Consider the following 13,137-nt stretch of genomic DNA (forward strand, 5'->3'; position numbering starts at 1 on the left):
AGTAAGATTTAAAATGTAGTGAAGAACTACTGGACTCAATTAATCATAACAATTTCATATATTTCTTTCGGGGCAGGGTGAAATTCCCAACCGGCAGTAAATTAAGCCTGCGACCCACTAGTATTGTTTTTTTGATGTTAGTGGCTGATCTAGTGTGAATCTAGAGCCGACAGTTAGAGTCTGGATGGGAGAAAGAAGATGAATTATCGACTTACACAAATTCGTGTAGTTATGATAAGCGTATTGTATACTTTTGTGCAATTTTAAGTATGCCAATAGGCTTATTTAAAGATATAGATATCTCCTTATGCCTACAGTATAGGTATAAGGTTTTTTTGAGGTGATCAATTGAGTAGATTTATGGATGATGCTATTCAACTAGCAAAAATGGTAAATGGACAAACAGGTGTTAATCCTCCAGTTGGATCCGTTGTTGTTAAAAATGGTAGGATTGTAGGTTTAGGTGCACATTTAAAAAAGGGAGATAAACATGCTGAAGTACAAGCTATTGAAATGGCAGGTTTAAATGCCCAAGGTGCTACCATATACGTTTCATTAGAACCATGCACACACCATGGTTCAACGCCACCTTGTGTGGATAAAATTATTGAAGCGGGCATATCAAAGGTCATCTATGCTGTTAAAGATACTACTTTAGTAAGCAAGGGTGACGAGATTCTTAGAGAAGCTGGTATAGAGGTTGAATTTCAATATAATGAAAATGCAGCTGCATTATACCGTGACTTTTTTACTGCTAAAAGAAACGAAGTTCCGGAAGTAACTGTAAAGGTTTCATCTAGTTTAGATGGTAAACAAGCAACAGACTTTAATGAAAGTAAGTGGATAACAAACAAAGAAGTTAAAGAAGATGTTTATCAATTAAGACATGAGCATGATGCAGTTATTACTGGGCGTAGAACCATTGAAGCAGACAATCCATTGTATACAACCAGGGTTCCTGATGGAAAACATCCGATTCGTGTTATTCTCTCTAAGACAGGACAACTCGATTTTAATCAACAAATATTTAAATATACTGCATCGGAGATATGGATTTACACTGAAAATGAAAAATTAAAAACAGATAAAAGTTTTATTAAAATAATAAATATAAGTAAATGTGATACAACGACAATATTACAAGACTTATATCAAAGAGGTATTGGGAAACTGCTAGTCGAGGCAGGCCCAAATATTACTTCGCAATTTCTCCAATCCAAACATCTAAATGAACTCATTTTATATATAGCCCCGAAATTAATTGGTGGTTCTGGCAAACATCAATTTTATAAGACTGACGAAGTGATTGATTTGCCTGAAGCAACTCAATTTGAAATTGTTGATTCCAAGTTAATTAATCAAAATTTAAAATTGAAATTACGAAAGAAGTGAATGTCTATGTTTACAGGTATCATTGAAGAAATAGGTACTGTACAACAAGTTCGCTCTGAGCAATCAGTAAGAACGCTTGAAATTAAAGCACAAAACATTTTAGTTGATATGCATATTGGTGATTCAATAAGTGTTAACGGTGCATGTTTAACTGTGATAGATTTCACTGATTCAAGTTTTTCAGTTCAAGTCATCAAAGGGACTGAAAACAAAACATATCTTGGAAATGTTCAACGTAATACAGAAGTTAATCTCGAAAGAGCCATGAGTGGAAGTGGGAGATTTGGTGGACACTTCGTGTTAGGTCATGTTGATGAGCTTGGAACAATTTCTAAAATCAATGAAACTGCTAACTCAAAAATTATTTCTATTAAAACAACTAAAAATATTTTGAATCAAATGGTCAAGCAAGGTTCTATAACTGTAGACGGAGTTAGTCTTACTGTATTTGATTTACATGATCATACTTTTGATATACATCTTATACCAGAGACACGTCGATCTACTATTCTTTCATCTAAAAAAGTGGGCGACAAAGTGCATTTGGAGTCTGACGTACTATTCAAATATGTTGAAAACATCATGAATCAAAATCAATCGCAGATAACAGAAGAAAAGCTTAGAGCATTTGGTTTTTAGGAGGAATATCACATGCAATTCGATACAATTGAGTTGGCTATAGAGGCTTTAAGAAATGGAGAGAGCATTATTGTAGTTGACGATGAAGATAGAGAAAATGAAGGAGATCTTGTAGCTGTTACGGAATGGATGGATGATAATACCATTAATTTTATGGCTAAAGAGGGTCGTGGTCTGATTTGTGCACCAATTGATAAATCTATAGCTGAAAGATTAAAACTACAATCTATGGAACAAAATAACACAGATATTTATGGCACACATTTTACTGTAAGTGTTGATCATTATAAAACTACTACAGGAATCAGTGCACATGAACGTACAAAAACGGCTAGAGCACTCATAGATGAAAAGACTAATCCTGAAGATTTTCATCGTCCGGGGCACTTATTTCCACTTATAGCAAAAGAAAATGGTGTGTTAACACGTAATGGTCATACTGAAGCTGCCGTAGATTTGGCACGTTTAACAGGAGCACAACCAGCTGGCGTAATCTGCGAAATTATGAATGATGATGGAACAATGGCTAAGGGTGAAGATCTCCAGTCCTTTAAAGAACGTCACCATTTAAAAATGATTACTATAAAAAGTTTGGTTGCCTTTCGTAAGGCTATTGAACTTAATGTTAATCTCAAGGCAAAGGTCAAGATGCCAACAGATTTTGGTCATTTTGATATGTATGGATTTACAACGGATTATAGCGAAGAAGAAATCGTTGCTATAGTTAAAGGAGATTTAAAAAGCAATCCTAATGTACGTCTGCATTCTGCTTGTCTGACTGGGGATATTTTTCATAGTCAAAGATGTGATTGCGGGGCACAACTTGAAGCGTCAATGAAATATATTGAAGAACATGGTGGAATGATTATTTATTTACCTCAAGAAGGTAGAGGAATAGGTTTAATGAATAAGTTGCGCGCATATGAGTTAATAGAAAAAGGCTATGATACAGTTACTGCAAATCTTGCTCTTGGTTTTGATGAGGATTTGAGGGATTATCATGTTGCAGCTGAAATATTAAAGTATTTTGGTTTAAGTAAAATTAACTTGCTCAGCAATAATCCTAAAAAATTTGAAGGTTTAAAAGATTACGGCATTGAAATCGTAGATAGAATTGAACTTATCGTACCAGAAACGCAACATAACCATAGTTATATGGAAACTAAAAAAAATAAAATGGGACATTTAATATAGGAGGACTCGAAAATGAATTTTGAAGGTAAATTAGTTGGTAAGGATTTAAAAATTGCGATTGTTGTTAGTAGATTTAATGATTTTATTACTACACGTTTACTTGAAGGGGCTAAAGATACACTCATTCGTCATGAAGTAGTAGATACTAATATTGATGTAGCTTATGTGCCTGGTGCATTTGAAATTCCACTCGTTGCAAAAAAATTAGCTCAAAAAGGTGAATATGATGCTGTGATTACATTAGGATGTGTGATTAGAGGCGCAACTTCACATTATGACTATGTATGTAATGAAGTAGCTAAAGGTGTTTCTAAAGCAAATGATATTTCAGATACTCCAGTGATTTTTGGAGTTCTAACAACTGAAAGTATTGAGCAAGCAGTAGAAAGAGCTGGTACTAAAGCTGGAAATAAAGGTTCAGAAGCAGCAGTTAGTGCAATCGAAATGGCTAATCTAATTAAGCAAATCAATTAAAAAATAAAGGCATGAAGTAGATATCAAAATACTTCATGCCTTTATTTTATTTTTTATATCTTTGAATGCCAAGGATAAAAGACGTCAATAAAGTTGCAAATATACCGATACCCAAAGTTAACTTTTTTAAGATTTTGGGTTTAGTAAATTCTTTTATAGCTAATGACAAGTTTTGAGGGCGTTCTGCTAGTCTTCTCATAAAGTACGCAAACCAATCATTACCGTATGGTACATAAACTGTAAATAAATAACCTTCATTAGCTATTTTTTGTGCTAATTCCGTGCGGAAACCGTACAACATTTGAAATTCCATTTTATCTTTGCTAATATGATTTTCTTTCATAAATTGTTTGACTTGGTTGATAATTTCATTGTCATGTGTAGCTACAGATGTAAAGTTCTTTGAATTTAGTAGTCGTTTTTTAATAATTCTAATATAATTTGCGTCAATTTCTTCTTTCGATTGATAAGCGATTGATGCATCTTCCTTATAAGCACCTTTCACTAGTCTCAAACGTAATTCAGGATATTTATCAATTAAATCATCGGCTTCATACAGATAGGCTTGAACGACTGTACCCACATTTTTAAATTCACCTTTCAATCTATCAATAATATGTTGAATTTTAGAAAGACTATCGTACTTCTCTGTATCAATATTAATGTGCATCTTTCCATTCTTATCAGCTTTAAGTAAAATTTCTCTCATATTTTCATAAGCAAGATTTAAATCAAACTCACTTCCAAGTTGGCTTATTTTGACTGACATATGTGCCTTAACATTATTGTTATAGATTGCATCAATAATTTCTAAAATCTCTTCTTTAGCTTTAATACTTTCTTCTCTAGTACTAACAAATTCACCCAATGAGTCGACAGTAACTGAAATATTATAATCATTTAAATATTGTATGGTCTCAATTAATTGATGAATCGTATTTCCTGCGACTACACGATTTGCTCCCATTTGAGGTCCCATCTTTTTAGCTATTTTATTAAGATATGTATGATTAGATAACGCAATGAAAAAATCTTTAAATAAGGACATATGCAATACCTCCGTTATACTAAACTATGATATTTTTAAATAGTGTATCATGAAAATTAAGTTTAAGAAAGCGTTTACATAAAGAGCTTGCACACTTAAAGAGTAATTATACTTTAGGCTATATTGGAAGAGTTAAAGAAAACACTTAAATATCTATCAAATTTCACTTAAAATAGCATTCAATATGTTTGATTTGCTATAATTATATTAATAAAGAACATATAAAAAGGGGCAATTAGAAAATGTGGAAGTGGGAAACAGAAAATGACGCAAAAGGCGTTGTTGTCATTGCTCATAATATATTAGAACATACAGGTAGATATGCATATGTTATCACGATGTTAAGAAGAAATGGTTATCACGTTATCATGGGCGATTTACCAGGACAAGGGCAAACTTCACGAGCTCAAAAGGGACAAATAGATGATTTTAATACGTACCATGAGAATATATTAGAGTGGATAAAAATAGCTAATGAATATAAAATTCCAACATTTGTTTTAGGTGTGGGATTAGGTGGTCTCATCATTTTAAATCTGCTTGAGAAAACAGAATTACCTATTGAGGGTATATTATTATTTTCACCTATGTTAGAACTAAAGAAAGACTATAAAGGGCGCAAAAACAAATTGATTTCTAATGTTGGTAAAATTTCTAAAGATACTAGATTTAAAGTTGGTATAACCCCTCATGATTTAACACGTAATGATGAAATTATTGAAGAAACAGCAAATGATGGGCTAATGCTTAAAAAGGTAACATATAGTTGGTATAACCTTATAAATGAAAAGATGAAAGAAACAATGGATCATATCAGAGATATTAAACCTATTTCAGCATTGATAATGTATGGTACCAAAGACAAAATTTTAGAAACTCAATCTATTAATGAAATGAAAGATAAATTAAAGTCGAAAGAGATGTACTTTAAAGTTTGGGATGGATTATATCATGAAATACATAATGAACCTGAACGCGATTTGGTGATGAGATATGTTCTATCATTTTTAAATAATAGTGTAAATACTATGGGTTTTATAGTAAATGAAGAGGAAATTGAAGACATTTAAGTGAGCGAAAGAAAAATGTTATCAATTTGTATACGATTCTATAATGTGAATAAGTAACTTGGTTTTATACCGGGACTATAGTAATGAGTCCGTAGATCCTAAACATCTACGGGCTCTTATAATTCTTAATGATATATTTAGTTTGGTTTAATAAAAAATATATTTAACAATTTGTATAGAAAGTTTTGCCAAAATTATTGCGTTTTAAATGTAGAATTGATATATTTTGATTATATAATTAATTTAATTTTATTATGTATTAACACTAAGTTTTTGGGTTAGAATTTGAGTTGCACTAGATGTAAGATTTGTTTTAAATCTCATTTTTAAATCTTTTTACGGATAAAGTTGATTTTAAGTAGCTCAATCATTGAAATAAAAGGGTATAATTCTAAAGTTTAATAACTTTACCATTTGTAAAATTAAATTTGGGGGAAATGGTTAAGTTAGTTTATAGAATTCACAATTTTTTATTTGGGAGATGTTAGTTTTGGCTAATAGTGAAAAGAACAGGGTTTATGGTATTTTACAATTAGAGACATTATTCAAAGAGATTGATTCAATCTTTAATACAATCAAAGAAGAATATGGAATGTCTAAAGAGGAAATTTTGATTTTACTTACACTTTTGGAAAAAGGCTCAATGACTTTAAAGGAAATGGATAAATATGTTCATATTAAGCCGTATAAACGTACACGTACTTATAATAATTTAGTTAATCTTGAGTGGATTTACAAAGAAAGACCTCAAGATGATGAACGTACAGTTATTATTCATTTTAATGACAAGCAAAATTCAAAAATAGAAGATTTGTTAGAGTTTATTGATGACTCAATTAAAATCAAGTCTGAACCAATGCAATCTAGTTTACAATCTATTTTAGCGGTTTAGTTTAACGCGCTTTAAATCTTTAACTGAATAAATTATTTTATTTAAAGCATGAGTATACTTATGAGAATTATTTGTTGAACTATGTATTAAAGAATGTGTTCAAAATTATGATAATCAGTAAACTTAATAGCAATTAAAAGTAAGGTAGACTTCATGATGAAATTTATAATTAAAAAAAGAACCTGGGACAAAATGTTTGCTTGTCTCAGGTTCTTTTTATGTTCACGTATTTTATGACTGAATTGAAAATATACATGTACAAACTTTTTAATTACGCTTTTCAATAGCACAGATAAAAGGAGCGTTATTCTTTTGATTTATGAATTGATATTGCAATATATGAGCTTTATTTTGATCAAAGTTTTGTAAAAATTCAAGTAGTGCTTCTTTTTCTATTTTACCTTCTTCATGACCGTGATATATAACTAATATAATAATTCCTTCAATACTTAAGATATCAAAGATTTCATTAATAGCCATAATTGTTGTTTCAGGTTTAGTGACAATTTCTTTGTTACCTTTCGGTAAATAACCTAAATTAAAAATAGCAACATCTATGTGGCCATGATGTTCAGCAGGAATGTGCAATTTAGCATTTTCATGACCAGATTGGATTAATTTTACATTTGAATAATTTTTTATTTTTTTGTGTGTATTCAAAATTGCTTGTTCTTGTATATCGAATCCATAGACAAATCCATTTGGTACATGTTGAGCAAAATAAGCAGTATCATTCCCATTACCACATGTTGCATCAATTACAATACTATTATGATTAATATGAGAATCAATTAACGATTTAGAGAAGGGTAAAATACGTTCTAGTTTCATGATTGTATACTCTGCTTGTTCATTTTACCTTGATAGGAGTTTCGTCTAGCAAGCTCATTATCAATTTCATTTAATACTTCCCATTTATTAACACTCCACATTGGTCCAACCATTAGATCTATAGGTCCATCTCCAGTGATTCTGTGCACAATCATTTCTGGGGGTAATACTTCAAGTTGATCGCAAACAAGATTGGTATAATCTTGTTGACTCATAAACTCGAGCATACCTTTTTCATATTGTTTAACCATAGGCGTTCCTTTTAGCAAGTGTAATAAATGAATTTTAATACCTTGAACGTCCATCTGAGCGACTTCTTTAGCAGTCTCCATCATCATGTCATAATTTTCACCTGGTAAGCCGTTGATTATGTGTGTACAAACATTTATATTATGCTTGCGTAATTTTTTTACGCCGTCATAGTATGTTTGCATATCATGAGCACGATTTATTAAATCGGAAGTGGACTGATGCACAGTTTGTAAGCCCAATTCTACCCATAAGTAAGTGCGCTGATTAAGTTCAGCTAAATATTCTACAACATCATCAGGCAAACAATCAGGTCTTGTCGCGATTGATAAACCAACGACGCCATCTTCTTTTAATACAGGTTCATATTTTTCTTTTAATACTTCTACAGGTGCATGCGTATTTGTAAACGCCTGAAAGTATGCAATATATTGACCTTCACTCCATTTTTCATGCATTCGTTCTTTTATTTTTTTGAATTGAACTTCAATTGGTTCAGCTCTATTACCTGCAAAGTCACCGCTTCCTGCTGCAGAACAAAATGTGCAACCTCCATGAGCTACTGTACCATCTCTATTTGGGCAATCAAATCCTCCATCTAAAGCGACTTTAAATATTTTTTGACCAAACTTGTTTTTTAAATGATAGTTCCATGTGTGATAGCGTTTATCTTCAAAGGCATACGGGAAATAGTTACCCATAATACATTTTCCTTTCTATTTAAGCTCTAAGTACAGATTTTAACATATTTTAGTGTTATAGTGTCTATTGTAGATTGAGAAAAATATAAAGAGAGGGACTCATGATATGAATATACCTAAATCAGTTTGGTGGCTAGTTATAGGTATGGCACTTAATATAACTGGCGCCAGTTTTTTGTGGCCTTTAAATACAATTTTCATGAAGGAAGAACTTCATAAGAGTTTAACAATTGCAGGTATCGTTTTGATGATTAATTCATTTGGAATGGTTGTAGGTAATTTGTTAGGTGGTTCTTTGTTTGATAAACTTGGCGGTTACAAAACGATTTTAATAGGTACATTTACTTGTTTATGTAGTACAACATTACTCAATTTGTTTCATGGCTGGCCTTGGTACGCAATTTGGTTAGTACTACTTGGATTTGGTGGCGGAATGATAGTTCCTGCTATTTATGCGATGGCAGGTGCCGTTTGGCCTAATGGAGGGAGACAAACTTTTAATGCTATATACTTAGCACAAAATATAGGAGTTGCTTTAGGTGCGGCATTAGGAGGTTTTGTGGCTGAATTTAGTTTCAATTATATTTTTATGGCAAATCTCATTATGTATGTACTTTTTGCCATCGTGGCGATTACACAGTTCAATTTAGAGATTAATGCTAAATTTAAACCACAAGATTCGATAGATTTAAAAAGCAAAGAAAATAAAAAACGATTTACTGCTATGATGTTAGTATGTGCAATGTTTGCAATTTGTTGGATTGCATATATTCAATGGGAAACAACGATAGCTTCATTCACTCAATCAATTAATATTTCAATGTCTCAATATAGTGTATTGTGGACAATCAATGGAATAATGATTTTAGTAGCTCAACCGTTAATAAGACCAATTATCATCTTATTAAAAGGTAATTTAAAGCATCAGATGTTTGTAGGTATTTTTATTTTTATGAGTTCTTTCCTAATAACGAGTTTTGCAAATCACTTTGCTATATTTGTAGTTGGCATGGTCATTTTAACATTTGGAGAAATGTTTGTTTGGCCTGCAGTACCAACTATAGCAAATCAACTTGCACCAGTTGGAAAGCAAGGGCAATACCAAGGATTTGTTAATTCAGCATCTACAGTGGGAAAAGCATTTGGACCTTTTATTGGCGGTATACTTGTAGATACATTTAATATGAGTATGATGTTTATTGGGATGATTATATTATTAAGTTTTGCACTGTTATTTTTAAGCTTCTATGATAAAGTGTTGCCTAAGAATCTTAAAAATCAACATCAATCAAGAGGACGACGAAATCAGAATGGTGTTTAATAATGTAATGATGTTTAATTAACTACTTGCATTCATTGACCATATACAATAATATTAAACACGTATAGTATTAAGCATTTAGAGGCTTTTCTACAGAGAGCTAGTGTTGGTGAGAACTAGTGTTAAGGACTAAATGACTTATTAACATAAACGACATTTAATTAGACATCTCTTACTATTAAAATGAAGTGCGCTAAATGTTAGCGAATAAGGGTGGTAACGCGGCACAGGTCGTCCCTTTCAAATCATTAATAGTAGGGATGTCTTTTTTATGAATTAGGAGGAAATGTGTTGAATTATAATCATAAGGAAATTGAAAAGAAGTGGCAGAATTACTGGGAAGAAAATAAGACCTTTAAAACGAATGACAATTTAGGACAAAAGAAATTTTATGCATTAGACATGTTTCCTTATCCATCTGGTGCTGGTTTACACGTAGGTCACCCAGAAGGATATACGGCAACAGATATCATCTCACGATATAAAAGAATGCAAGGTTACAATGTATTACATCCTATGGGATGGGACGCTTTTGGCTTACCGGCAGAACAATATGCTTTAGATACCGGTAATGATCCTCGTGAATTTACACAGAAGAATATTCAAACTTTCAAAAGACAAATTCAAGAATTAGGATTTAGTTATGATTGGGATAGAGAAGTGAATACAACAGATCCTGAATATTATAAATGGACGCAGTGGATATTTATTCAGTTGTATAATAAAGGTTTAGCTTATGTTGATGAAGTTGCTGTCAATTGGTGTCCTGCATTAGGTACTGTTTTGTCGAATGAAGAGGTTGTTGATGGGGTATCAGAACGTGGCGGTCATCCTGTTTACCGCAAGCCTATGAAACAATGGGTACTCAAAATTACAGAATATGCTGATAGATTATTAGAAGATTTAGATGAGTTAGATTGGCCTGAATCAATTAAAGACATGCAACGAAACTGGATTGGACGTTCAGAAGGTGCCAAAGTAACATTTAAAATTGAAAAATCTGACCAAAACATTGAAGTATTTACGACACGACCAGACACAATCTATGGTACTTCTTTCTTAGTTTTAAGCCCAGAGCACCCACTTGTGAATGAAATTACGACAAGAGATAAAGAACAAGAAGTCAAAATGTATCAAAATGAAGCATCAAAAAAATCTGATTTAGAACGTACAGACTTAGCTAAAGAAAAAACAGGTGTGTTTACTGGAGCATTTGCAATTAATCCGCTCTCTGGTGATAAATTACCTATTTGGATAGCAGATTATGTTTTATCAACATACGGTACTGGTGCAGTAATGGCTGTGCCTGGACATGATGAGCGAGATCATGAATTTGCTACGAAGTTTAATTTACCAATTATCGAAGTTATAGAGGGTGGCGAAGTTCAAAAAAATGCATACACAGGTGAAGGAAAACACATTAATTCTGGAGAATTAGACGGTCTAGAAAATGAAGCGGCAATAAGTAAAGCGATAGAATTACTTGAATCTAAAGGTGCTGGTGAGAAAAAAGTCAATTATAAATTACGTGATTGGTTATTTAGTAGGCAACGTTATTGGGGAGAACCAATTCCTATCATACATTGGGAAGATGGATCAATGACTACAGTTCCTGAAGATGAATTGCCTTTACTACTTCCAGAAACAGATGAAATTAAGCCATCAGGTACCGGTGAATCTCCACTTGCAAATATAGATGCGTTCGTAAACGTTATCGATGAAAAGACAGGTATGAAGGGGCGCCGAGAAACCAATACAATGCCTCAATGGGCTGGCAGTTGCTGGTACTATTTACGTTACATTGATCCACATAACGAAAAAATGATAGCGGATCCTGAAAAATTAAAACATTGGCTACCTGTTGATTTATATATTGGAGGCGTGGAACATGCAGTACTCCACTTATTATATGCAAGATTCTGGCATAAAGTGTTATATGACTTAGGTGTTGTACCGACAAAAGAACCATTCCAAAAACTATACAACCAGGGAATGATTTTAGGCGAAGGCAATGAAAAAATGAGTAAGTCTAAAGGTAATGTGATTAATCCAGATGATATTGTTGCATCACATGGTGCTGATACATTACGACTATATGAAATGTTTATGGGACCTTTAGATGCTGCGATCGCATGGAGTGAAAAAGGTTTGGATGGTTCTAGAAGATTCTTAGATCGCGTTTGGAGACTTATCATTACTGATGAAAATTCAATCAATAAAAAAATTGTAGATTCTAACGATCATTCACTTGATAAAGTATACAATCAAACTGTGAAAAAAGTAACAGAAGATTTTGATACACTAAGTTTTAATACCGCAATCAGTCAATTAATGGTGTTTATTAATGAGTGTTATAAAACAAATGAAGTTTACAAACCTTATATCGAAGGGTTTGTAAAAATGTTAGCGCCAATTGCACCACATATTGGTGAAGAATTATGGGATCGATTAGAGCATGAAAATACCATTACTTATCAACCATGGCCAACATTTGATGAAAGCTTATTAGTAGATGATGAAGTTGAAATCGTAGTTCAAGTCAATGGTAAAGTTAGAGCAAAAATTAATATACCAAAAGATTTATCTAAAGAAGAAATGCAAAACCTAGCCTTGTCTAACGATAATGTTAAAATGAGTATTGAAGGTAAAGAAGTTAAAAAAGTTATTGCTGTACCTCAAAAGCTAGTTAATATAGTTGCTAAATAATATTTTTCTAAAGGAGTGCTATTAAATGGAATCAATAACAGTAGATGAATTAAAGAAAAAAATATTAGATTCAAATCCAGTTAACATTGTAGATGTTCGCACGAACGAAGAAACTGAAATGGGTGTTATTCCTGGAGCAAAAACAATTCCTATGGATGAAATTCCTGATAATTTGAAAGAATTCAATAAAAATGATACGTATTATATTGTGTGTGCAGCGGGATCACGCAGTGTTAAAGTAGTTTCATATTTAGAAGAACAAGGTGTTCATGCTGTAAATGTCGAAGGTGGAATGAATGCTTGGGGCGATGAAGGTACTGTAATTGATAATATTTAAATAACTTTGAAGTTGTAGATAACGATATTCTAAGTTAAAAATTAATACAAATAAGTTTATAATTTATTCTAGGAATTTCTGGAATTAGAATGTAAATCACAAATATGGTCACTGAGTACGATTAAGATTTTGATTTGAAATCTTAATCGTACTTTTTTTGATATAAAAATCATTAAATAATTCAATGTGGATCTCAAAAAACAAATTCTGATATCAATTAAAAATATATTAAGATAAATTTTTATACTACTAGATTTAGAATAATATAGATGATAAAATTAAA

At 32.1% G+C, this 13,137-nt stretch carries 12 protein-coding genes and 1 riboswitch; of the genes, 9 read left to right on the forward strand and 3 right to left on the reverse strand.

From position 1 onward, the window contains the following. Positions 1-59 precede the first annotated feature (59 nt). Positions 60-200, forward strand: a riboswitch (FMN riboswitch). A 148-nt stretch (positions 201-348) separates the two neighbouring features. The 4 genes from ribD to ribE are packed head-to-tail and all read left to right on the forward strand — an operon-like array spanning position 349 to position 3,699. Next, on the forward strand, positions 349-1,392 hold the full coding sequence (gene ribD / locus HMPREF2897_RS05945; RefSeq protein ID WP_070592803.1) for a bifunctional diaminohydroxyphosphoribosylaminopyrimidine deaminase/5-amino-6-(5-phosphoribosylamino)uracil reductase RibD: 1,044 nt from the start codon (positions 349-351) through the stop codon (positions 1,390-1,392). 6 nt (positions 1,393-1,398) lie between these two features. Continuing rightward, positions 1,399-2,031: a riboflavin synthase gene (locus HMPREF2897_RS05950; protein ID WP_002474991.1), complete on the forward strand. Its 633-nt coding sequence runs from the start codon at positions 1,399-1,401 to the stop codon at positions 2,029-2,031. Positions 2,032-2,043: 12 nt separating this feature from the next. Then, positions 2,044-3,225 carry a bifunctional 3,4-dihydroxy-2-butanone-4-phosphate synthase/GTP cyclohydrolase II gene (locus HMPREF2897_RS05955; RefSeq protein WP_038812766.1) on the forward strand — a complete coding sequence of 394 codons (1,182 nt, stop codon included), beginning with the start codon at positions 2,044-2,046 and terminating at the stop codon, positions 3,223-3,225. 12 nt (positions 3,226-3,237) lie between these two features. Further along, positions 3,238-3,699, forward strand: coding sequence for a 6,7-dimethyl-8-ribityllumazine synthase (ribE, locus tag HMPREF2897_RS05960; RefSeq protein ID WP_002446718.1), 462 nt, complete (start codon positions 3,238-3,240; stop codon positions 3,697-3,699). A 46-nt stretch (positions 3,700-3,745) separates the two neighbouring features. Here the strand turns inward: ribE and HMPREF2897_RS05965 are convergent, their stop codons facing one another. Next, positions 3,746-4,747, reverse strand: coding sequence for a proline dehydrogenase family protein (locus HMPREF2897_RS05965; RefSeq protein ID WP_002446717.1), 1,002 nt, complete (start codon positions 4,745-4,747; stop codon positions 3,746-3,748). Positions 4,748-4,989: 242 nt separating this feature from the next. Between HMPREF2897_RS05965 and HMPREF2897_RS05970 the strand changes: the two genes are divergently transcribed. Together HMPREF2897_RS05970 and HMPREF2897_RS05975 are read left to right on the forward strand one after the other, a co-directional pair. Continuing rightward, the gene (locus tag HMPREF2897_RS05970) at positions 4,990-5,817 is read left to right on the forward strand and encodes an alpha/beta fold hydrolase (RefSeq protein ID WP_002446716.1); all 828 of its coding nucleotides are present in this window, start codon (positions 4,990-4,992) and stop codon (positions 5,815-5,817) included. A 490-nt stretch (positions 5,818-6,307) separates the two neighbouring features. After that, positions 6,308-6,709, forward strand: a complete 402-nt coding sequence (locus HMPREF2897_RS05975) for a SarA family transcriptional regulator (protein ID WP_141751284.1) — start codon at positions 6,308-6,310, stop codon at positions 6,707-6,709. 267 nt (positions 6,710-6,976) lie between these two features. On the opposite strand, the gene HMPREF2897_RS05980 is transcribed toward HMPREF2897_RS05975, so the two are convergent. Together HMPREF2897_RS05980 and HMPREF2897_RS05985 are read right to left on the reverse strand one after the other, a co-directional pair. After that, positions 6,977-7,540, reverse strand: a complete 564-nt coding sequence (locus tag HMPREF2897_RS05980; RefSeq protein ID WP_070592805.1) for a tRNA 5-(aminomethyl)-2-thiouridylate-methyltransferase MnmM — start codon at positions 7,538-7,540, stop codon at positions 6,977-6,979. Then, complete coding sequence (locus HMPREF2897_RS05985) at positions 7,537-8,490, reverse strand: tRNA modification radical SAM protein MnmL/YtqA (protein ID WP_002496794.1); 954 nt, start codon at positions 8,488-8,490, stop codon at positions 7,537-7,539. Before HMPREF2897_RS05985 ends, HMPREF2897_RS05980 begins: the two co-directional genes overlap by 4 nt. 106 nt (positions 8,491-8,596) lie before the next feature. Here HMPREF2897_RS05985 and HMPREF2897_RS05990 point away from each other — a divergent pair, with 106 nt between their 5' ends. The 3 genes from HMPREF2897_RS05990 (at position 8,597) to HMPREF2897_RS06000 (ending at position 12,854) form a co-directional block, all read left to right on the forward strand. Further along, on the forward strand, positions 8,597-9,811 hold the full coding sequence (locus tag HMPREF2897_RS05990) for an MDR family MFS transporter (protein WP_070592806.1): 1,215 nt from the start codon (positions 8,597-8,599) through the stop codon (positions 9,809-9,811). Positions 9,812-10,099: 288 nt separating this feature from the next. After that, positions 10,100-12,517, forward strand: coding sequence for a leucine--tRNA ligase (gene leuS / locus HMPREF2897_RS05995; RefSeq protein WP_141751285.1), 2,418 nt, complete (start codon positions 10,100-10,102; stop codon positions 12,515-12,517). Positions 12,518-12,542: 25 nt separating this feature from the next. After that, entirely contained in the window at positions 12,543-12,854 is a 312-nt protein-coding gene (locus HMPREF2897_RS06000; protein ID WP_070592808.1) for a rhodanese-like domain-containing protein, read from the forward strand. Positions 12,855-13,137 lie beyond the last annotated feature (283 nt).

This window comes from Staphylococcus sp. HMSC065D05, from assembly GCF_001813195.1.
In the GTDB taxonomy this organism is placed as follows: domain Bacteria; phylum Bacillota; class Bacilli; order Staphylococcales; family Staphylococcaceae; genus Staphylococcus; species Staphylococcus epidermidis.